The following is a 21,445-nucleotide window of genomic DNA, read 5'->3' on the forward strand; positions in this document are numbered from 1 at the left end:
CAAACAAAAAAGTTGACTAACTGGTCAGTTTTTTTTCTGGCACGGGAAAAACAACAGATTTTGATTGGGGAAATGAAATTTCGACACTTCCGTTTTTAACTTAGGAAAATAAGTTCCGTATAACCCTTGCCATTTGGGTCAGAGAAAAAATACGAAATCTGGGAATTTAATAAAAAAATAGACAGTTTTTTTTTAGAAAAGGATTGGATTAAAGGTCTAACCACCTCATCAAAGTCTGTTTTAAATTTTCCTTTTGGACTGGTTTGCTGATATAGTCATTCATTCCAACCTCAAGGCATTTATCTTTTTCACCAGCAATGATCCCTGCTGTCACTGCAATGATAGGTAAGGTTTTTCCTTTGGAATGTTTTCTTATTTCTTTTGTTGCATCGTATCCATTCATCACTGGCATCTGAATGTCCATCAGAATGAGAGAAGGCATTTCTTCCTGAAATACTCGGATTGCTTCTTCCCCATTTTGCGCTTCCAAAATGATTACCTCGGGAAGGATTCGTTTGATAAAGTTTTTCATCAAACCCAGGTTGACAGGATTGTCTTCTACAACCAAAATCCGAGCAGTCCCAGAAGAAACGATGTCGTCTTCGTTCAATTCTTTCTCTTCCGTTTGGAGTGTACTAAGTTGTGGATCAAATTGAGGTATTCTTAGTGTGATATCAAAATAAAATTCACTTCCCTGGTTCAGTTTACTTTTTAATTTTAAATCAGACTGCATCAAAGCTAACAATTGTTTGCAGATAGCAAGGCCAAGTCCTGTCCCACCAAACTTTCGCGTTGTAGAAAAATCTTCCTGAGTAAAAGAATCAAATATTTTTTCTTGGCTATCTTCAGCAATTCCAATCCCTGTATCCTTCACTGAAATTCTTAGTTTCACGAAATCGGAATTGGGTTCTTCCAATCTTCTGACGTTACATTCCACAAATCCGCTTTCAGTAAATTTGATCGCATTGCCAAGTAAGTTTAAAATTACTTGTCGCAAACGATTGGAATCAAACATCAAAACAGGAGGAATTTTTTCATCTATATGGAACTGAATGTCTAAGGCTTTCATCATCGCTTGGATATTGACAATTTTAATTGCTTCCAAGACCATTTTCTTTAAATTATTCGGTTCTTCCGCCAGTTGTAACTTTCCAGCTTCTGCCTTTGAAAAATCCAAAATATCATTTACAATATTTAGTAAAGCATTTGCTGACTGTTTTACAATTTGAGCGTATTCATTATAGGATGAATTTTCTAATGTTTCCGCAAGTAAATCGGAATAACCAATGATCCCGTTGAGTGGGGTTCTAATTTCGTGGCTCATATTTGCTAAAAATTCTGATTTGGCACTATAGGCTTTTTCAGCAAATTCTTTAGCTGCCTTTAACTCAAGTTTGGTTTCATAAGCTTCGGTGATATCTCGAGTGAACATCAAGATCCCTCCTATGCCACCTCCCAATTGTTTCCAAGGTCGAATCTCCCATTGGATCACCTGGTCTTTTCCCCAACCTGGAGGTCTCCAAACATCCTCATCACGTTTTAAGATTTCTCCACGTAATCCGCGTGAATGAATGTCTTTCCAGTCCTTGCTAATATTTGGAAAAATTTCATAATGGCTTTTTCCAATGATTTCTTCCTTTGTCAGTGGGATTTTATAATCTTCTATCCACCTTTGGCTAAGAGCCACATAACGCATTTCCTGGTCTAACATGGCAACAGCGGCCGGAGCATGTTCCACAAAAGACCATAAAATTGCCGTTTGTGCAGCAAGAGCCATTTCCCATTTTTTTCGTTCATTAATGTCTTGGATGATTCCGTAAATTTTTATGATTTTCCCATTTTCATATTCAGCGCGGCCAATGGTTCGAATCCAAGTTTGGTTTCCTTTTGCGGTCACCATCTCAAGTTCTAAATCATATTCTTTTCCTTCTGCCAAAAGAGAAGATACAGCTTCCGAAATTTTTCGATTACTTTCTTCCGATTGGAAAAATTGAATTCCACCTTCTACACTAGGATTGTAATCATCAGGTACTTCATGAATTTTTTTAGTAACGTTAGTCCAACTCGCTTTATTGGTTTTTAAATCCAAGTCCCAACCACCAATTTTTGCAAGTCCTGCCACTTGGTCGAGTAACCTTGATACATTCTGTAAATCTGTTTCTGCCTGTAATGACTCGGATATATCTAAGATTTGTGAAAGGTAATAAACTGGATTTCCTAAATGATCTCGAATGATCGATTTATTTAAAACGGCCCAAATCAAACGTTTATCTTTGGTAATATAACGTTTTTTAATTTGAAAACTTTGAATAGATCCGCGATTGAGTTTCTCTAAATAAGAAAGTTCCAATTCTAAATCTTCTGGGTGTGTAATCTCCGATATTGACTTTGTTTTTAGTTCGTCTGCAGGATAACCAAGCCACTGGCAAAAAATTGGATTCACCTCAATCAGCTCACCATGCGGATTTTCAATTTTCATTCCAATACTTGAGTTTCGAAAGGAAGAAGAAAATAAATCTCGTGATAATTCAGCAGACTGTAAAATGTAAGGATTCGGATTATTTGCTCCTTCCAAGGTTGTATCTAGTACAAGAAGGATGTATTTTTTCCCTGATTCAGTAAATTCCTTGGGATAAATTCGGAAAGGAAAACCAGCACTATTATTAGGATCAAAACAAATACGACCAATGACCGATTCCTTTTTCCCAAGAATTGTGTCCAAGCGGAATCCGGAATGAGTCAGGATGCATTCGGCAGGAAACGGTTGTCCTTCCTCCATACCCATTGACTTTGAAGCCACTGGGCTTGGATATACAATTCCTGTTGAGTTGTCCCAAACCAAAAATCCATGCAAACCATTTTTCAACACAAGTTCACATAACTCTTGCTTGCTGGCAATAAAGGTAATTGGGTTCATTCTATTTTTTATTGAATTCGTTTACTTAGGAAATTTCACGGAAAAAAGTCCTCTTAAATCCCCTACACGATAACCCTTCGCGAGATCACCAGGGTATTCCTTTTCCAATACAGCCAAGGTATCTTTTTGAATCTCTTGGTTTGGCTCCCCATGGCATTGTAGGCAAAGACCTCCGACTGGAATGGGTATGTAAACTGTCACAGAAACATCCGACGTGACGGTTTTCTTTGGAAATACACCCTCACTTGTTTTTAATTTTTCTATTTCTAAAAAAATACCTTTTTCTTCTGCAGAAAGTGAATTAGAAAAATTTCTAGGTTTGTCTGTAATCCTTCGTAACTCAACTCCATGTTTTTTACCTAATTGGTTTGTAAACCCGACTGCATTCAATTTGCAAAACGGGATGGCTTGTTTTGTGCCTCCTTCTGCAATCGCAGTCGTGAGTTTTTGTACCAAATTGGTTTTGGCTTCACTTGTAATGGCAATTGCAATGTTTTCGTAATCGAATGTCCTAGTTTGACAACTAATACCAAAAACGATAGTTCCCGCTAAAGAGGTGATCCGAAGCTTTAAGGATTTTATTGTAATCATATCAACCTGAACTTTAATCTATGCATTTCATTCTGCAACTGGTAAAATCACAGTGAAAGTTGTTTTTCCTGGCAGAGATTCAAATTGGATCCTTCCATTTTGATTTTTAATGATTTCTTTCGAAATATAAAGTCCAAGTCCAATCCCCTCTCCTTGGTCTTTCGTTGTAAAAAATGGCTGAAAAATTTGGTTTTGGAGAGAATCCGGAATTCCTGGACCATTGTCGGTAATGGCAACTTCTACTTCTGAATCTTGTTTCAAACTCGCTCGTATTTTGACTTCTCCCGAATGCGGACTTGTCGCTTGGATGGCATTGAATAACAAATGGGACCATACAAGTTTCATAGCGGGTTCACTAACAAATACCTTAATCTGGTCATCGATCTCTGTGACCAAACGACGACTCCTTTCCCAATATTGATGATAAAGGAATAGGATATCCCGAATTCCTTCTCCAACTGAAACTTTTGATTTATCTTGTTCTAAAAGTGGCAAGGAAAATTGGCGAAAGGTAGAAATTACTTTTTCTGTTCTACTGATGGCATTAGAAACCAACAAATTCGATTTTTCCATGGTTTTAAATTTAAGCCATAAAAAAACAAAGTCCCATTCTTTTGTATCATCTTCTGTTAATCCTTCAAAACTTCGATAGTCCACTCCGATGTCTATGCACCGATCTGCCAAAAAAATGAGATATTCTTTGGGTAAGAAGTAGAATAAATTCATTATCAAATCATAATCTTCTCTTTTTTCAGTTCTTGTTCGGTGTTTCCAAAATATTTGTTTTTCTTTTTCACGCCAAAGAGGTTCCTTCCTTGTCAGAAAAGACAATTCCTCTTCAAACAAAAATTCGCTCATTGATTTAATTCCGGCAAGCGGGTTGTTAATTTCATGCGCCACATTGGAAGCCAGAGTACCAAGTGTTACCAAACGATCATTTTTTAATAACAATGTTTCTCTTTTATTTAATTCCTCAACCAACGATTTATTATTATTTTCTAATATGTCTAATAAAAAAGTAACTAGACGAATGATACAAATTGTAATACTTAATAGTAAAATTACTTTCAATATCTCAAGGGGCAAAACAATTCGATTGGGTGTTTGAGGAACAAGCCGATATCCTGTAAAAAATTCTGCACCATTCAAAGTTGCCAGAATGAGTCCACCAACATAACCAAAAGTCACAAACATTCCCATCATAGCAGAGAATTTTCGATGTAGGAAAAAGCTAATATAGAGTTGGTATAAAAAGAAAATAGAGAAAAAAATTGCATTTTGTATGGGAGTGGCAACCAGATCTCGAGGATGACTTAAAATAGTTAAATAAAACCCAGAGAGGATGATCAAAAAATCAAATATCAAAAAAGTAATCACTGACAGGTTTCCTAATTCAGAAACAAGTTTGTTGCGTATTTTATACTTAGCAAAAAAAGAAGAAGATAAAAAGTAAAACCCTACAAAACAAGCAACCCAAAACGGAGGTTTTCCCCAGTTCAAAAAAGCAGCAATCACTCCAATCCAGCCAATCACCATCCGAATTGAAATCAGAATCAGAAGCCCCTTGGACTTCATCTGGTTCGAAAATTGCAAAAGAAGAGCTGCAGATGTTAGCATAACTAGGGACAAATCAATAGATCCGACGTTTTTATAAAATCAAGCCAATTCTAAAAAGAGCCATTTGACAGCACGTACCAATCCTCAAATCTTGACCTTGGTTCCTTCTATGAAACAAACAAAAATTGCAATCATTGGTGCCGGCGGTCTTACCGGAAAAGAACTCACTAAACTGTTAGCCCACCACCCGGGTTTTGAGTTAGTGCATGTCACGTCCAACCAAGTAAATGGTAAACACATCCGCGAAGTTTTTCCTGACTTAAGTCATTTGCCTGATTTGGAATTTCATAAACATGAGGCACCTGTTCCTAAAGATGCGGGTATAGTCCTTGCCACTCCCAATGAAGTTTCTTTAGAAAAAGCTCCTGAGTTTTTGGAGGAAGGAAGAAAGGTAATTGACCTTTCAGGAACATTCCGACTCCACAACCAAAGTAAATTTGAAAAAGCTTACCAATTCCCTCATACAAAATTCGCTTTGATGGACCAAGTGGTCTTCGGATTACCAGAACTTTTCAGAGAAAAACTAAAAAATGCAAACTTTGTTTCGAATCCTGGTTGTTATGCGACTTCTGCCATTTTACCGATTGCCCTTCTTGGCAACTTACGAAAAGAAATCCAAGGACCCGTGATTGTCGATGCAAAATCAGGAGTCAGCGGTGCCGGTGGTCGAACAGAAGAAATCAAATTTGCTTATACAAATGTGTATGAAAATTTCAGAGCGTATAAAATCTTAAACCACCAACATGAACCAGAAATGGAAGAATATGGTTTTGTCGGCGCAGATGAAAAAGAAATTCATTTTACACCGCACTTACTTCCGATTTACAGAGGAATTCTTTCTACCATTTACATTTCATTTCCAAAAGGAATCAACGCAGAACAAGTCAGAGAAAAATTCCAAAAAGCAGCAGAGAAAGAACCATTCGTCAGGTTGTATCAAACTCCAGAAGAAGTTGAAACAAGAAAGGTTCAAAATACAAACTTTTTAGATTTAGGATTCCGTATCAAAGGAAACACTCTCGTCATCGTCTCCGCACTCGACAACTTAGTCAAAGGAGCAGCAGGACAAGCCTTACAAAATCTAAACTTGATGTACGGTTTTCCTGAAACAGAGGGACTTGTTACCTTATAACCTCAACCATACACTTGTGACAGGTGCTTTTACCGGAGAAATTGATCTCCTAAAGGCTTCTGGACAGTTCCCTCATTTGGAAGCGATGGGTATTGGGAATTTAGAAGTAGCAGTCCAACTTTCAGAGTATCTTTCTAAAAACAGAAACATCCGCCATATTATTTTTTTCGGATCCTGCGGGGCTTACGAATGGAGCGGAATTTCTATAGGATCTTTCATATCACCAAACAGAGTGTATTCGAAAGAGATTTCCCATGCCCTGAAGATATCCAAACAAATTCCAGAATCTCCCGAGTATTACGAAACTATTCAAGATAAATCCTTACAAAACGCAACATGCAATGCGCCCACTACAATTACTTTAATCGATTTAAAACAGCCTCCAGAGGAATCCTGGAAAATTCTAGAAATTGAAAATTTGGAATTATTTGGAATCACTAAAGTTGCAAAAAAATTTTCAGTAACGATCACAGCCTATTTAGTTGTGACCAATCTTGTAGGGCCAAATGGATCAAGTGAATGGGCCAAAAACTGGAAAACCCTCTCCCACTCCTTACAAAATAAGTTTCTAAAAGTGGATAAGGAAACTACTTAAACAAAAGTTTACCCGTATCTCAATCCATCTGATCATTTACAAAAAACCTCCTTTCAATTTTCCAGAACTTCCCTGACGTTTTCATTTACTAACACTCGTTTGATCCAATTTTCCACTGAAAGTGGAAGTTTTGTTTCCATCATATCTATATTTTTAATAAAAGGTGCATAAAGTATCTCTAAAAATCCAAATTGGTTTTCATGAAGATATTCGTTTGTTTCCAAAATTTCTTCTAAAATACCCAAATGCCTACCTATCCGTTTGGAAGAATCTTTCATCCGATTTGTGTCCCATTTTTCAGGTGGAACAAATTTTTTAGAAAAATAAATAACACTTCCAGGAAAACAAAACTCAGACTCACAGCGATTGATGGCTTGGTTCAGAAGTGCTCTGGACTTCAAGTCTTCCGAGAAAAATGGATTAGCAAACGAATGTTTCTCTTCCAAATAACGAATGATAGCCGATGATTCTGCCAGTAAAAAATCGCCATCCTTTAAGACAGGAACTTTCCCATAGGGATTAATTTGTAAAAATGGCCTCTTCCTATTTTCTAATTTATCCAAAGCAATTGGAATGGTTTCATAAGGAAGGTTTCTATATCGCAAATAGATATGTATGCGCATACTATAAGTCGAACGAGGGTGTGCATATAATTGATACATTCAAATCTCTCCAAAAAGTAAAATTGAGAATTTTATCGTTGATTCTAATCTATTAATAAGGAAACCAGAGAATCCCTTCTCGTTTCAACTTCTCGATCGCATATCGGTCTGTCATCCCTGCAATGTAATCGCAGATGACTCGCATTCGCCCCTCTTCTTCTTCTCGATTCCGATAGGATTCGGGGATGGACTCAGGATGGGCTTCGAAATGTTTAAACAACAAAAAAATAGTTTCCTTTCCCCTTTCACTCATTCGGGAAACTTCTGGGTGGCGATAAAGTTTGCTAAACAAAAAGGACTTGAGTTCTTTAAATTCGTTTTGGAACTCCGGTGAAAATTGAACCAATTTTTTTTGTGTTTGAAAGGCGATGGAAACATCCTCTCTGGAAGAGATTGAAAACTTCTGCAATCGTTCTTCAATGTTATCAATCAGATCAGAAACCATTAAGTTGAGTAAAACTCTTCCTGCTGATCGGGAAAAAGAATCAATATCAAAAGAACTGATTTTAGGAAGTGCTTCTTCCATTCGTTTCCAAATCTGCAGTTCCTTTACATCGGCAAGTTCTAATAGTCCACTCTCCAATCCATCTTCTAAATCGTGTGCACTGTATGTAATTTCATCGGAACTATCTACAACCATCGCTTCCAAAGAAGGGCCTAAATCTCGCCGAACATCGAGTAGTTCAGAAGTTTGGTAATCTCCTCCGTGTTTCATAATCCCAAGCAAAGTTTCACCGCAAAGATTGAGACCAGGAAATTCAGGATACCGACGTTCTAATTTTTGAACCACACGTAACGATTGTTTATTGTGTTCAAAACCACCCTTCCCTCGCATGAGTTCAGAAAGTGCCTCTTGGCCAGCATGACCAAAAGGTGAATGGCCTAAATCATGAGCCAGGGCAATAGTTTCACTTAAGTCTTCATTCAGTCCAAGAACTTTGGATATGGTTTTTGAAATCCCTGCCACCTCTAATGTATGAGTGAGTCGATTGCGAAAATGATCCCCTTCCGAGTATACAAAAACTTGAGTTTTGTATTCCAATCGTTTGAAAGCATGAGAATGAATGATGCGATCTCTATCTCTTTGGAAGGGAAGTCTGTATGGATGTTCCGGTTCGAAGTGCTCTCTTTCTCCCGGATTTTTACTCCGAACAGCGTATGGGGCAAGGATTTTTTCTTCTTCTTCTAGGAGCCAGTTTCTCCCTTTCTTCATAAATCTCTTTCCTTTTTCAACGAAACCATAAAATCAGTATAAATCCCTCATGGACTTTCTACAAACTCTAGTTTCCATTTTTATGCAATACGGTTATTTTGCCGTTTTTGGAATTCTGATCCTTTGTGGGTTTGGACTTCCGGTTCCAGAAGACATTTCCCTGACTGCTGGCGGTGTCATTTCCGGTTTGGGTTATGCCAATGTACATATCATGTTCTTTGTGGGGATGGCTGGTGTTCTCCTCGGTGATGCATTTGTTTTTTGGTTGGGGAGTTATTACGGAGAAAAAGCTCTTACTCTTCCCATCTTGAGAACCGTCCTGCACCCCGAACGATTTGACAAAGTCAGAGAGCAATTTAAAAAATATGGCCGTTGGGTGGTCTTTTTCGGGCGTTTTATGCCTGGACTTCGAATGCCTATTTTCTTTACTGCAGGTACTTCCAAACAAATTAGTTTCATTCGTTTTTTCCTAACTGATGGATTTGCAGCCCTTATCTCCGTTCCCATTTGGGTCTATTTGGGATATTACGGGGCCCATAATTTTGATGAATTGATGGGCTGGGTTCGTAATGGACAAACCATCATTTTGGTTCTCGTCGGTGTCAGCATTGCCGCACTGGTCTTCTATTGGTGGCGGAGGAAACACCGCGAATCGAGAGGAGAAAAGTAGATGAACGCAGTTCTCTTTTTATTCCGTTTTTTTGCCCTTGTTCTCACTGGTCTATTCGTGTTTGGTTGCACAAATTACTCCACAACGGCCTCAGTGCAAGCCCCACCCACACTGATTTCCATCACAAACAATGGAAATTCTAATTTTACCATCAAGGTAAGAGCCCAAAATCCGGAATTCATATTCCAAGGTTACCGTATTTACTCCGGTGCCACGGAAAATTTGGCCCAAAACCCAACAGACCTCAATATGGGAGACTCTTGCATTTTAGCTCAGGCTGCCATTGTACAACCCCTCGACTATACCTTTGAAATCGATCCTTCCACAAACCCCAATACCGCAGGGGTATCTTGTCGGATTTTTGCCACCCTCACACCCGGTACTTACATTGCAATGAGGACCTTAGGCCTTTCCGTCAACTTGCAGAATAGCACCAGTTCGTATAAGGTTTCTATGTCGTCCAATGCTCTTATTGTCCCTTAAAATAAAACTTTCTTGCATTTAAGTCAAATGCGTGTATTTTTTTCCGGAATCATGGGAATTCTTTGTACTAATTTTAGAATTTTTCTAAAATATTACCAACAAAGGCCTAACATGAGGATACAAATAGAAAGGGATGTTTAATCCCAAATATCTTTGGAGGATGATACAAAATGTACCAAACAAAACATTGGTCAAAAATCGCAATTGCAACTCTTGTTCTCGTTTCAGTCGTTGCCTGCGGAAAATCAAGGTCTGTCAAAATCTCTGACTCGAACGTAGAGCGAGCCACAAGCCCAGCAAAACTTCCTGCTGACCTGGAAAAACTTTGGAAAAACCGTCAAAATGAACAAGACCTAAGACAAGCCCTTGTTGGTTTAGAAAAATTTGCGGCCGAGAACCCTCAATACTCTGACGTAAAAGTGTTGCTCTGCCGAGGAAACTACCTACTAAGTGACGGACATCTTTGGCTAAAACTTACAGGTGATTCTGAAACAGATGAAAAAGTAAAAGAAGAATCCATCCAGTATTATGATGCTGCTGTGACTTGGTGTGAAGCGGCTCTTGCATTGAATCCAAAATTTAGAGACAAGGTAGTCAAAGAAAAACTTGAGATCGAAAAAGCTTTGGATGTTCTTGGACCTCAAGATATCGATGCTCTTTATTGGAGATATGCATCCCTTGCCAAGTGGTCACGAATGGTAGGATTTACTACTCTTCTTTCTAACCGCTCTAAATTCTCAGCAATGATCAACCGTGCAAAAGAAATCGAAAAAGCAATGGGAAAAGAATACTTTTACTCAGCGACACTCCGATATGATGCAGCAAGTAACGCTCTTTCACCAACCGGTGATAAAAAATTAGCGGACAAATTGTTCGAAGAAGCAATTGCAAAACACCCGAACTACTTTGCAGTACGAGTATTGTATGCAGAGAGTCGCCTTAAAGGAAATGAAGACAAATTCAAAAAACAATTAGAATTTGTAATCAAAGGCAAAGCAGCTTCTCTTCCAGAAATTGAAGCGGATCAAATTGTAGAACAACGTAAAGCTAAGAAATTACTCGACGAACTATAATCAAGTTTACTAGGAGAACTAGATGTTTTTAAGACAATTAAAGTATTTAGTTTGTGTAAGTATTGCCCTCACGATCAGTGGGGGTTTATTTGCTCAAACAACCGTTAAATTAGCAACCGTTGCACCGGAAGGATCTCCATGGGCAAACGAACTTGCGAAAATCAAAAAGAAAATTGAATCAGAATCACAAGGCCAAATTAAGTTTAAAATTTATCCTGGTGGACAAATGGGTGGAGAAAACGAAATCCTCCAACAAGTGATTCGCGGGAAACTGCAAGGTGCTGGTCTTACTGCTGGTGCTCTTGCTAATACGGTCAAAGAACTCAACGTACTCGAGATTCCTTACCTATTTAACTCATATGCACAAGCAGATTGTGTTCTTGACGATCACCTGCAAGAAGACTTCCGAAAACTATTTGAAGCAAAAGGCCTTATCTTTGTTACTTGGGCTGAAAATGGATACCGTTCGATTGGAACCAAATCTGCACCTGTCAAAACTCCTGATGACCTAAAAGGTATTAAAATCAGAATCCAAGAATCTCCAGTTCATATTGCTTATTGGAAACAATTGGGTGTGAGTGGGATTCCCATTGCCATCCCAGAAGTTCTCCCTTCCCTTCAAACCGGTGTAGTAGAAGGATTTGATAACACTCCTCTTTTCACTTTGGCAGCAGAATGGCAAACAGCGATTAAGTATTTCACTTTGACTCGCCATATTTACCAACCAGCAGCCATCCTTTATTCCAAAAAGTTTTGGGATACTCTGAACGACGAACAAAAGAAAACTCTTATGGGCGAAGGTAACAAACTTGCTCCAGGGGCAAGACAAGCGGTTCGTTCCATTGAGAAGAATATGATCGCCACTTTGAAAAAAGCGGATGTACAAGTTTATGAACCTTCTAACGCTGATTTAGCGGGATTTAAAGCTGCCGCTAGTGCCGTTTCGGGCCAAGTAGTTGGTAAAATTGGAGGTCAGTCAAAAATGATCTTCGACAAAATCCAAAAAGCAAAAGCAGCTTGTGGCGGATAAGTTAAGGAAGGATATAGATACATGAAATTCGTCGAACGAATTCTAAATACTTTGAGTTTCGGCGAGAAATGGGCGGGAGGAATTTGTTTCCTTCTGCTCACTCTTCTCATGATTGCTGACGTTTCCAAAAGAGAGGTCATCGATAAAGTTTTCAATTGGGTAATGGATATCACTGAAGCCTATCCCAATACCAGTGTTGCCGGTTTTGTCGGCGATTGGAGTGTTTACATTGCAGAATCCATCCATGGCGGGACTTCAGGATTTTTAGAGTGGTTAGGCCTTGGTGGAATTATTTGGGCACAAAAACTATCGCTCTATTTTATGTTATGGGGTGGGCTTTTCGGGTCTGCACTCGCAAGTGCAAAAGGATCGCACCTACGTCCAGAAATTGCGGATAAAGTATTACCAAAGGCGATTCTACATTACGTAAAAATCATCGAACAGTGGGTGATTGCATTATTCTTTTTATTTCTAGCTTACTTATCAGTCATTTATGTTCTAGAAAGTATCAGCTTAGATGAAGTAAATCCTGTCACAGAAATTCATCTATGGAAAGTCCAAATGATATTCCCTTACATATTTCTCTCAATGGGTTTTAGACATCTTTGTTATGGAATTTTTCCGGCACTCATTCCTTCCGATATCAATGAAGCCACTGAGGCTTTGGAACTTGCGGAAAAAGAACTTTCCGAATCTAATTCACGGGGGAATCACTAATGGGTTCTTGGGGAATACTCCTACTCTTACTCGCTTTAATTTTACTCAGACAACCACTCATTATACTGATGGGTGCCATCACAGTCTATTGTTATTACTTTTTACCAGATCCTCCTCTTGAATCTTTACAAGAACTCAATAGCATCATCGGGGATTTGTTCTTTGCTGGTGATAAAGAAATCCTACTTGCGATTCCTCTTTTCATCATTGCAGGGAATTTGATGACTCATGGAAGTATTGCAAGAAGGCTCATACGGATCGCGCAAGCGATGACCGCTCCCATCCCTGCAGGACTTGCCATTGCCGGTGTATTTTCCTGTGGGATCTTTGCCGCCATCTCCGGATCGTCACCAGTGACTCTCATTGCCATTGGTGGTCTCATGTATCCTTCTCTTACCAAAGCAGGTTACCCCACTCAGTTTTCGATGGGTCTACTTGCCTCGGGAGGAACACTGGGGATCATCATTCCACCAAGTATTCCAATGATCGTATATGCGATTATGGTGGGGGTTTCTGTAACCGATCTTTTCATTGCAGGGATTGGTCCTGGAATTTTGCTCATGTCACTCCTCATGATCTACTCCGTGTTACGTGCGGGAAATGTAGGTCGCGGGAAATGGGACTGGGCGGAAATCCGAACTGCATGGAAGGAAGGTGTTCTTGCCCTTCTTATGCCAGTGGTGATTCTTGGAGGAATTTATTCAGGATTCTTCACTGCAACGGAATCTGCAGCAATTGCAGTGTTTTATGCCATCCTAGTGGAAGTATTCATCCACAAAGAACTAAGTTTTCCTAAGATTCCAAAAATCATGGCTGAAAGTGCAGAGATGTTAGGGATTTTATTCCTCATCCTAATCCTTGCGGTCAGTTTGAACAAGTTCATGATCGAAAATGAGATTCCACAAAATCTCGTGGCGACAATGTCTGAACTCATTTCAAGTCCTGTGACTTTCCTCATTGGAGTAAACGTTTTGTTACTCATCGTGGGAATGTTCATGGATATTATGAGCGCGATTTTGGTTCTTGCTCCACTACTCGCACCAATGGCTGTCAACTATGGGATCAATCCTGTTCACTTCGGAATCATCATGATTGTGAACTTGGAAATTGGTTACTTAACCCCGCCAGTTGGTGTAAACTTATTTGTGGCTTCAGGAATCTTCAAACAGCCGTTAGGTAAGGTGATCCAATCCGTAGCTCCTATTGTGGGACTATTTCTCATTGGCCTTATCCTCATCAGTTGGATTCCTGAGATTTCACTTGGTCTAGTCGGTGGAGAAGCAGCAGCACCCACACCGTAATTTCAAAAGTATCTGAAAGATTCTTTTTGCTCGAACATTTAAAACATAGATATTTCAAGATTAAAAAGAATCAATTTAGAGAAAAAAAAGCCGGAGATCTACTCCGGCTTTTTTGTTTTAACTCCACCAAACGCGAAGTCGTTCTAACGAATCTTTGGCATCTTTTGCCCAAAGACTTGTCGGATGTTTTTTTAAAATCTCTGCATAGACGGAAAGAACTGGTTCTAAGTCTTTACGTAACTGAACCAATTCCTTATTCAAACTTTCCGAAAGTTCAATGGGATGGAGGTTTCGTTTTTCATAATAATTTAAAATTGCTTCTGTTTCTTTTTCCTTGGCCAATTTGTATTCTTGGAATACAGGATCTTTGGACGGTTTGCTACTCGAAGGAACTTCTGAGGAAACAAACAAGTCACCGCTTTTAGAAAAAGAAGACTCCTCTTCTGGATGGATCAGGAGATGGTCTTTTAAAGATTCGTAATGTTTGTTTAGCTCTAAAAACATCACATCACTGGTAAATTCACCGGAATCTGGATGGTATTTTTTAGCTAGTTTATGATATGATTCTTTGAGTTCAGATTCTGTAAACCCTGGCCCAAGGCCTAAAAAATGAAGGGAATCATTTAACAGTAATTTTTTGTCCATGAGAGACCGGAGGACTGAATCAAATGCGATTTTAATCGCCTTTTGATACTGAATTCCCAATATTCTTTTTTACTCTCATTCATTTCGAAAACAAGCAATTCTTGCACCTTTTGTTGGAGATTTCTTGCTTCATCCAACTTTTGGAATACAGATTCAGAAATCGCAATTTCTTCTGCCGTATGGATTTCCTTATCCCCTGCTTCCCAAATTTCCCGATCGATGGCTTCCAATTTACGAACAATAATTTCATTTTTGAATTCCAACTTTACAGCAGAATCTGCGTCACGATAAGAAAGTAGTTCTTCTTCTCGTTTGAGATTGGTGATGAGTGAATCCAAGTATTGGATCTTTTTTTCGAGAAGTTGTTTGCTCAAGTGTTTGGAAGAAATCATATTTTTAGATTAACCAGTGATGGAAATTCCAGTAGGGCGTGCTCCAGGAGTTGTGTTTGGATTTGGAGTGTCTTTTTTTTCTAACTCTTCCCAGGAGATTTTTAACTCAATCAGGATTTTGATACACTCTTCAATGATGGCCTTATCCTTACGCATATTGGCTTCTAACAATCTTTTCTTCAAATAAACGTATAAGGACAATAGGTTGTTAGCAACCTCTTTCCCCTCTTCCATATTGAGCGAAAGTAAAAGTTCAGTAATAATGTCTTGGGTTTTGATGATATTGTTGTTCACAACATCGTATTTTCGGGGAGTCATATTGTCTTTGGCCACACCAAGGAATCGAATGGCTCCATCAAAAAGCATCACGATCAGTTTGATTTGGCTAACGGTAGATATCTCATTGGCTTTGTATTCATTGTAAGCAGAGGCACCGGTTTTTCTCGCAAGCGACATTTTTTTCTCCTGAGTATTCCCATCGACCAAAAAGGATACTTGCTTAATGACCCAAGTGAATATTCTTAGAATATCACATGGGAAAAATAAAACGTGTCGTTTTTTTGGCCTCGGGCAGAGGGTCCAATTTTACCGCTTCCGTCGAGTACATTCGTAAAAAAAAGCTAAAGCTCGACCTGGTGGCCCTTGTGACAGACAACCCGGAAGCTAAGGCCCTCGGTATTGCAAAATCCTTTGGAATCGCAACCAAGGTCGTCCCCTACACGTCCTATCCCCAAAAGGCTGACTACCACAAAGATCTACTGGAGGAAGTAGAGACTTTCGACCCAGACCTGATTGTGGCTTGTGGGTACATGAGAATCCTAAAACCAGAATTTGTTCGTAGGTTCCGAAACAGGATCATCAATGTCCATCCAAGTCTACTCCCCGCCTTCCCTGGACTCGATTCCCAAAAACAAGCATTGGACTATGGGGTAAAAGTTGCAGGGTGTACGGTTCATTTTGTGGAAGAAGGTGTGGATACAGGTCCTATCATATTGCAAAAAGCGATTGCCATTGCCCCCGAATGGACTGAAAAAGAACTATCCCTTGCAATCCTTGCGGAAGAACACAAAATTCTCCCGCTCGCTATACAACTGTTTTGTGAAGATAAACTAAAAATCAAAGAACGAAAGGTAGAAATCCTAAAATGATCGAAATCAAAAGAGCACTCGTATCCGTTTCCGACAAAGCCGGAATCACGGAGATATGTTCCTTCCTTGCGAAAAACGGAGTGGAAATTCTTTCCACAGGTGGAACCTATGATGCCCTCTCCAAAGCAGGAATCCCTGTCAAAAAAGTAGATGAGTTTACTGGTTTTCCAGAAATCCTACATGGCCGCGTCAAAACCCTGCATCCGAAAATTCATGGTGGCCTTCTTGGTGACACAACAAACCCCGACCATGTGAAACAAATGGAAAGTAATGGAATTGTTCCCATCACTCTTGTGATTGTGAATCTTTACCCATTTGTGAAAACGGTGATGAAACCAGATGTAACACTAGAAGATGCGATTGAAAATATCGATATTGGTGGACCGTCTATGCTCCGTTCGGCGGCAAAAAATCACAAAAATGTTGTGGTTTTGACAGATCCAAAAGATTACGAATCTTTCCAATCTGAGTTCACGGCAAACAGAGGCAAAGTATCAAGGGAAACTGCCTTTCAATATGCAGCTAAAGTTTTTTCGGAAACTGCATCTTATGATTCAGCCATATCTACCTTCTTTAATAAAAAGTTAGATATCAAATATCCTGATAAAATCACTTTTGCTTTTAACAAAAAACAAAAACTGCGTTATGGTGAAAACCCACACCAAGATGCTGCGTTCTACGAACCACTATTCATCAAATCTCAGTTCGAAGCTTTACAGGGAAAAGAACTCTCTTTTAATAATATGTTGGATTTTGATGCAGCATTTCACGTGGCAAGTTTACTTCCTAAAAATGCAGTTTCCATCGTAAAACACTTAAACCCATGTGGGATTGCCTTTGGCGAAAACGTTCTAGAATCCTTTGAACTTGCAAGAAAAACAGATCCTATTTCTGCTTTTGGGGGAATCATTGGAATTCATGGCCGTGTGGAAAAAGATGCAGCGGAAGAAATCACAAAGAATTTTGTTGAAGGTGTGATTGCAGAAAGTTTTTCTGAGGAAGCCTTGGAGATCTTCTCCAAAAAACCTAATATTCGTTTGATCCCGATAACAAATTTTGACGAGGCCTTGGATGAACTTGATTTACGTTCTCTCCACCATGGACTTCTCATTCAAAATCGTGACTATGATTTGATTACCAAAGACAAACTAAAAGTGGTCTCGAAAAAACAACCAACAGCTGATGATTTAGAAGGGTTGATGTTTGCTTGGAACTGTGTGAAGTTTATCAAATCCAATGCAATTGTTTACACGGACCAAAACTCAACTCTTGGAATTGGCGCTGGCCAAATGTCTCGTGTGGACTCGGTGGAACTTGGTGCCATGAAAGCACAAAAAGTGGGACTTTCTGTTGTGGGATCCTATGTCGGTAGTGACGCATTTTTTCCTTTCCGAGATGGAATAGATGCTATTGCAAAAGTGGGTGCGAAGGCCATCATCCAACCTGGTGGATCCATCCGTGATGAGGAAGTCATCCAAGCGGCAGACGAACATGGTCTCATTATGGTGTTCACTGGAATGAGGCATTTCCGTCACTAATGGAATTTTTTCTTTTCCTCCTATTTCTCACCTTCTTTTGTTTGGTGACTGCTGTAATCGTTTATTACGTAAAGATCTTATTCTTTTCAAAAAAAACAAATTACCGTAGGGAAGAACTAACAGAGATTCGCGGGGATGTATTCCGCATTTGTTTGGATGTTTTGGAATCAGGAGGAAATTTAATTTATGGTTCTGGAGCATTTTTCGGAAGTGCCCTTTTTGTTTGGCTTTGGTCTCTGCTTGGATCAGTCCTTGGAGAAAAGGGGCCAGGGCCTTTTGAACATATCTTTCATATGCCAATTTTCTTTTTGGCAGTTTTCTTTTCCTTTCCCTTCTTAAAAGAGGCGTACCGGGGTGAGCGGTATTTGGCACTTGCCAAACCCGCCCTTTCCGGCTTGGCATTAGGAAATTTATCTGCAGGAGCAGTTCACTACGGACTCGACCGTGATCTTTTCTTTTTGTTTTACTTACTCCTTGTTTTTTTACAAATCCCAGTCCTGGTTTTCCTCTGGAACAGGGAACCGATCTTTGGTATGAGTTTTGAAGAAAGCCCTTCTTTCGATTCCTATGAATCGGAAGATGACTGGGGAGCGCCTTCTGCTGACACCAATCCCAGAGAAAAAAATACTTGGGAAGAAGAGGAGGATGGACCTTTTACGAATGAGGCGGACGATTTTGGATTGGGGGACGACCCTTTCCGCGATGATTTTAAGTAAGAAACAGGTTCTCTTTTTTGGAACTTTGACCGATAGAAATCTTATGAAGAAATATCTGATTTTCCTTCTTTTTCTACTCCCTGGACTTCTCCCTGCCCAAACAGAAATGCCCAATAGTTTGGACGGATTTGCAGAAGCTTCTTGGGGGATGACCTTTGAATCCATCCGAGAAAAATTTTTGTCTATGGCAACGAATCCGGAATCAAAGGAAAAGATTGAACTCTTAAATGAAAAAAAAGAGGAAAGCCTTCTCATCAAACGAAATGGAATCTTCTACCTTTATCGCTTTTATAAAACACCAGAACTACTCAAAGAAGTCCGTCCAAAACGAGAAGGTGGCAGAGAATCTGACCCTTCCATCGATGGACAAACAGAATTTCGCGAAAACGGAATTCTCTTCTCGGTTGGTGTGACTTTCAATTTGGTCCCTTCCGAAAAAATCAAAGAGAAGATGGAAAAGAAATACGGGAAACCCAGAAAAGAATCCATTGGAGACGATAAGGTCTCTGGTGCCGCTATCTGGGAACTTGTCGAAAGAAGAGAAAATCCTCCTCGAGGTGGATTTGCCGTAGTATGGAGAGAAGGTTACAAAAAAGCTCCTTACACACGCAGAATTGATTACTTCTCCGCCAACTTAAAAGAGGTGATTGCTAAGGATTATGTCGATTTCTTCAGTGTTCAAGAAACAAAAACCTTGCGGGATTTAATCCCGTAGTTACCCTGTCTCGTGAGGCTTGGCAATCCAAGCCATCCATACGAGGCAAAATGAATTTATTTTTAGACACAGCCAACATAGACGAAATCAAAAAGGTCCATGAACTTGGTCTCCTAGATGGTATCACCACAAACCCATCCATCATCGCAAAATCCGGCCGTAAGTTCACGGAAGTCATCAAAGAAATTTGCAGTTTTGTAAAAGGACCAGTAAGTGCAGAAGTTCTTGCTACTGACGCCCCTACAATGATCAAAGAAGGTTTAGAACTTTCTAAAATTGCAGAAAACGTAGTCGTAAAAGTTCCGTTGATTCCAGAAGGGATCAAAGCAGTGAATGCATTCGCTGAAAAAGGAATCCAAACAAATGTAACCTTATGTTTTACTGCCAACCAGGCTTTACTTGCTGCGAAAGCTGGTGCAAGTTTCATTTCCCCTTTTGTGGGTCGTTTGGATGATGTTGGTTACGATGGATTGGAACTCATTTCTGAGATCCGAGACATTTATGACAACTATGGAATCGAAACACAAATCCTTGCAGCATCGGTGCGTCACCCCATCCACTTCAAAGAAGTAGCTCTTCGTGGGGCAGATTGTGTCACCCTACCATATTCTGTATTTGAAATGCTTTTCAAACACCCACTCACTGATAGTGGACTTGCAAAGTTTGTTGAAGATTCGAAAAAACTTAACTGGTAAAAAACTAAAACCACACCACCGGATACTTTCGGTGGTGGACCAAATTATTGACTACAAGTGCATTCACAAGTAGGATCATCACCCCGATGAAAACGGGAAATAAAATAAAATCCACGCCCACTCCTCCAAGAACTCCAATCATAGCCGTCGCACCACCTGGCGGATGTAAGGTGTGAGTCAAATACATCACAAAAATAGAAAGTCCGACTGAAAATCCAATGGTAAAAAAATTGGTTCCGAGAGTGGCCACAAGGATTACAGCAATGCAAGCTGAGATTAAATGACCCCCGATTAAATTTCTTGGCTGGGAAAGTGGCGCATCAGGAACAGCAAAAAGTAGGACTGCCGTAGCTCCAAAGGAACCAATGAGCAGGGAATGTCCTGATAAATTGGTTACTGCAAGAATGGACCAGATGGATACTGTACTACTAATCAAACTCCAAACCGCAAATCGAAGCGATCGTTTAGGACGATCCATTCGAAGCGGGGCTTTAATTTTGTAAGGAATGTTCTTGAATCTACTTTTCAGCGTAGCTTACCCAAATATCTTTCATTTGGTCAATAAAACAAAAAGCTGATTGGTGTGAGGCATCATTAAATAAATCACAAGTACCTTCTTTATTCCAATTAAGAGTGTAGGCGCCGTAAGATTTTGCAAGCAATTCAATTGGCTCCCACCAAACTTCTTTTATATGAAACTTTTCATAATATTTATAGTAATCACTATAAACCTTTGGCCACAGAACCAAGGTTTTAATTTTATTTTTGCGAGTGAGTTCCAAAAAGGCTTCTACATAAGGTTTTTGTGATTCCCCCAAATGATAAGAACTCATATACAAACTTCCGATCCGGAGTGTATCTTTTTTGATTTTTTCAATTGGATTAGACTGAACCCCATACATTAGATACTCACCTTTACTGAAGTTGATGAGTTGGAACTCTTGGTTGTATCGTGGATTGTATTCTTTTAATTTTCCTTGTTTGAGACGGGAACTAAATAAAGATAAATTCAACTCCATACTGCGGATCACAAAGAGTTTATCCAAAAAATACGTCCATTTTTCTTTGAGAGGGATGTCCTTCCATACGATATCCAAACATTCGCTGTTACAACCCATTCGAAGGAAAGGAGAAAGGATGAATCCTTTGTTATCATCAAAAGCCTCCGGGCTAAGAGAAAGAATGACAAACTCAGGAGTGACACCCTTCGCTAACAAATCTTTCAATTGGATATAGGAATTCATGGGAATTCCTTGGGGACTACTGAAGTTATAGAGAGTCCAATTTTTTTTATGGGAATCTGGAATTCCTAATTCAGAAAAAGGATAGGACCGAGAGTCACCAAATACGAGTGCGAGATTTTTCTCAGAAGCTTCCTTATCTGCAAGAAGCCGATTTGCCAAAACCTTTCTTTGGTAATAAAAAACAGAATTCCCCGCCTGAAGAAAATCATGATGAAAGACAGGCAAAAGAAAAATTTTATCTATAAGAAAGATAAATAAAAAAAGAACAACTGGATAAAATAAAAACGGTTTTGATTTCAAAAAAACAAATCCCCTAACCTCACAATTTTAAGAGCGGATTGGATTCTTCAA

At 39.4% G+C, this 21,445-nt stretch carries 23 protein-coding genes; 13 read left to right on the forward strand and 10 right to left on the reverse strand.

Going from position 1 to position 21,445, the window contains the following annotated elements; translation table 11 throughout:
• Positions 1 to 208: 208 nt before the first annotated feature.
• Genes CLV96_RS03620 through CLV96_RS20070 form a run of 3 tightly spaced genes read right to left on the reverse strand, consistent with a single transcriptional unit; the run spans position 209 to position 5,125 of the window.
• On the reverse strand, positions 209 to 2,917 hold the full coding sequence (locus CLV96_RS03620; RefSeq protein WP_040917631.1) for a PAS domain S-box protein: 2,709 nt from the start codon (positions 2,915 to 2,917) through the stop codon (positions 209 to 211).
• Between the two features lie 21 nt (positions 2,918 to 2,938).
• Positions 2,939 to 3,508 (reverse strand): Tll0287-like domain-containing protein, encoded by a 570-nt coding sequence (locus CLV96_RS03625; protein WP_004788662.1) that lies wholly within the window; start codon positions 3,506 to 3,508, stop codon positions 2,939 to 2,941.
• A 27-nt stretch (positions 3,509 to 3,535) separates the two neighbouring features.
• Positions 3,536 to 5,125: a sensor histidine kinase gene (locus tag CLV96_RS20070; protein ID WP_004788574.1), complete on the reverse strand. Its 1,590-nt coding sequence runs from the start codon at positions 5,123 to 5,125 to the stop codon at positions 3,536 to 3,538.
• Positions 5,126 to 5,234: 109 nt separating this feature from the next.
• On the opposite strand from CLV96_RS20070, the gene argC reads away from it, so the two are divergent.
• Together argC and CLV96_RS03640 are read left to right on the forward strand one after the other, a co-directional pair.
• On the forward strand, positions 5,235 to 6,257 hold the full coding sequence (argC, locus tag CLV96_RS03635) for an N-acetyl-gamma-glutamyl-phosphate reductase (RefSeq protein ID WP_004788874.1): 1,023 nt from the start codon (positions 5,235 to 5,237) through the stop codon (positions 6,255 to 6,257).
• Positions 6,244 to 6,852, forward strand: coding sequence for a nucleoside phosphorylase-I family protein (locus CLV96_RS03640; protein ID WP_004789257.1), 609 nt, complete (start codon positions 6,244 to 6,246; stop codon positions 6,850 to 6,852). The genes argC and CLV96_RS03640 overlap by 14 nt, the downstream gene beginning before the upstream one ends.
• Before the next feature lie 53 nt (positions 6,853 to 6,905).
• Here the strand turns inward: CLV96_RS03640 and CLV96_RS03645 are convergent, their stop codons facing one another.
• Complete coding sequence (locus CLV96_RS03645) at positions 6,906 to 7,514, reverse strand: glutathione S-transferase family protein (RefSeq protein WP_040917630.1); 609 nt, start codon at positions 7,512 to 7,514, stop codon at positions 6,906 to 6,908.
• A gap of 52 nt (positions 7,515 to 7,566) precedes the next feature.
• Entirely contained in the window at positions 7,567 to 8,727 is a 1,161-nt protein-coding gene (locus CLV96_RS03650) for a deoxyguanosinetriphosphate triphosphohydrolase (protein ID WP_004788991.1), read from the reverse strand.
• A gap of 49 nt (positions 8,728 to 8,776) precedes the next feature.
• Between CLV96_RS03650 and CLV96_RS03655 the strand changes: the two genes are divergently transcribed.
• The 6 genes from CLV96_RS03655 (at position 8,777) to CLV96_RS03680 (ending at position 14,001) form a co-directional block, all read left to right on the forward strand.
• Complete coding sequence (locus CLV96_RS03655) at positions 8,777 to 9,397, forward strand: DedA family protein (RefSeq protein WP_004788390.1); 621 nt, start codon at positions 8,777 to 8,779, stop codon at positions 9,395 to 9,397.
• Positions 9,398 to 9,880 carry an LIC11661 family lipoprotein gene (locus CLV96_RS03660; protein ID WP_004788712.1) on the forward strand — a complete coding sequence of 161 codons (483 nt, stop codon included), beginning with the start codon at positions 9,398 to 9,400 and terminating at the stop codon, positions 9,878 to 9,880.
• Between the two features lie 170 nt (positions 9,881 to 10,050).
• Positions 10,051 to 10,953 carry a TRAP transporter TatT component family protein gene (locus tag CLV96_RS03665; RefSeq protein ID WP_004788565.1) on the forward strand — a complete coding sequence of 301 codons (903 nt, stop codon included), beginning with the start codon at positions 10,051 to 10,053 and terminating at the stop codon, positions 10,951 to 10,953.
• Between the two features lie 22 nt (positions 10,954 to 10,975).
• Positions 10,976 to 11,983, forward strand: a complete 1,008-nt coding sequence (gene dctP / locus CLV96_RS03670; protein ID WP_004788907.1) for a TRAP transporter substrate-binding protein DctP — start codon at positions 10,976 to 10,978, stop codon at positions 11,981 to 11,983.
• A 21-nt stretch (positions 11,984 to 12,004) separates the two neighbouring features.
• A complete protein-coding gene (locus CLV96_RS03675) occupies positions 12,005 to 12,700 on the forward strand; it encodes a TRAP transporter small permease (protein WP_004788800.1) in 696 nt (231 codons plus the stop codon).
• A complete protein-coding gene (locus CLV96_RS03680) occupies positions 12,700 to 14,001 on the forward strand; it encodes a TRAP transporter large permease (protein ID WP_004789244.1) in 1,302 nt (433 codons plus the stop codon). The genes CLV96_RS03675 and CLV96_RS03680 overlap by 1 nt, the downstream gene beginning before the upstream one ends.
• Positions 14,002 to 14,118: 117 nt before the next feature.
• On the opposite strand, the gene CLV96_RS03685 is transcribed toward CLV96_RS03680, so the two are convergent.
• Genes CLV96_RS03685 through fliS form a run of 3 tightly spaced genes read right to left on the reverse strand, consistent with a single transcriptional unit; the run spans position 14,119 to position 15,494 of the window.
• A complete protein-coding gene (locus tag CLV96_RS03685) occupies positions 14,119 to 14,646 on the reverse strand; it encodes a DnaJ domain-containing protein (protein ID WP_004788957.1) in 528 nt (175 codons plus the stop codon).
• Positions 14,625 to 15,038 carry a hypothetical protein gene (locus CLV96_RS03690; RefSeq protein ID WP_004788971.1) on the reverse strand — a complete coding sequence of 138 codons (414 nt, stop codon included), beginning with the start codon at positions 15,036 to 15,038 and terminating at the stop codon, positions 14,625 to 14,627. The genes CLV96_RS03685 and CLV96_RS03690 overlap by 22 nt, the downstream gene beginning before the upstream one ends.
• Before the next feature lie 9 nt (positions 15,039 to 15,047).
• Positions 15,048 to 15,494: a flagellar export chaperone FliS gene (fliS, locus tag CLV96_RS03695; RefSeq protein ID WP_004788455.1), complete on the reverse strand. Its 447-nt coding sequence runs from the start codon at positions 15,492 to 15,494 to the stop codon at positions 15,048 to 15,050.
• A gap of 77 nt (positions 15,495 to 15,571) precedes the next feature.
• Here fliS and purN point away from each other — a divergent pair, with 77 nt between their 5' ends.
• Genes purN through fsa form a run of 5 tightly spaced genes read left to right on the forward strand, consistent with a single transcriptional unit; the run spans position 15,572 to position 19,850 of the window.
• The gene (gene purN / locus CLV96_RS03700; RefSeq protein ID WP_004788347.1) at positions 15,572 to 16,186 is read left to right on the forward strand and encodes a phosphoribosylglycinamide formyltransferase; all 615 of its coding nucleotides are present in this window, start codon (positions 15,572 to 15,574) and stop codon (positions 16,184 to 16,186) included.
• Positions 16,183 to 17,724, forward strand: a complete 1,542-nt coding sequence (gene purH, locus CLV96_RS03705) for a bifunctional phosphoribosylaminoimidazolecarboxamide formyltransferase/IMP cyclohydrolase (protein WP_004788701.1) — start codon at positions 16,183 to 16,185, stop codon at positions 17,722 to 17,724. The genes purN and purH overlap by 4 nt, the downstream gene beginning before the upstream one ends.
• Positions 17,724 to 18,440 (forward strand): hypothetical protein, encoded by a 717-nt coding sequence (locus CLV96_RS03710; RefSeq protein WP_004788706.1) that lies wholly within the window; start codon positions 17,724 to 17,726, stop codon positions 18,438 to 18,440. The genes purH and CLV96_RS03710 overlap by 1 nt, the downstream gene beginning before the upstream one ends.
• Before the next feature lie 43 nt (positions 18,441 to 18,483).
• Positions 18,484 to 19,155 (forward strand): hypothetical protein, encoded by a 672-nt coding sequence (locus tag CLV96_RS03715; protein WP_040917735.1) that lies wholly within the window; start codon positions 18,484 to 18,486, stop codon positions 19,153 to 19,155.
• 50 nt (positions 19,156 to 19,205) lie between these two features.
• On the forward strand, positions 19,206 to 19,850 hold the full coding sequence (gene fsa / locus CLV96_RS03720) for a fructose-6-phosphate aldolase (protein ID WP_004788650.1): 645 nt from the start codon (positions 19,206 to 19,208) through the stop codon (positions 19,848 to 19,850).
• Positions 19,851 to 19,854: 4 nt separating this feature from the next.
• Here the strand turns inward: fsa and CLV96_RS03725 are convergent, their stop codons facing one another.
• Entirely contained in the window at positions 19,855 to 20,328 is a 474-nt protein-coding gene (locus tag CLV96_RS03725; RefSeq protein ID WP_243836399.1) for an HPP family protein, read from the reverse strand.
• Positions 20,329 to 20,368: 40 nt separating this feature from the next.
• Positions 20,369 to 21,394, reverse strand: coding sequence for a DUF1574 domain-containing protein (locus CLV96_RS03730; protein WP_004788611.1), 1,026 nt, complete (start codon positions 21,392 to 21,394; stop codon positions 20,369 to 20,371).
• Positions 21,395 to 21,445 lie beyond the last annotated feature (51 nt).

The sequence above is a fragment of the Leptospira meyeri genome, from assembly GCF_004368965.1.
In the GTDB taxonomy this organism is placed as follows: Bacteria; Spirochaetota; Leptospiria; order Leptospirales; family Leptospiraceae; genus Leptospira_A; species Leptospira_A meyeri.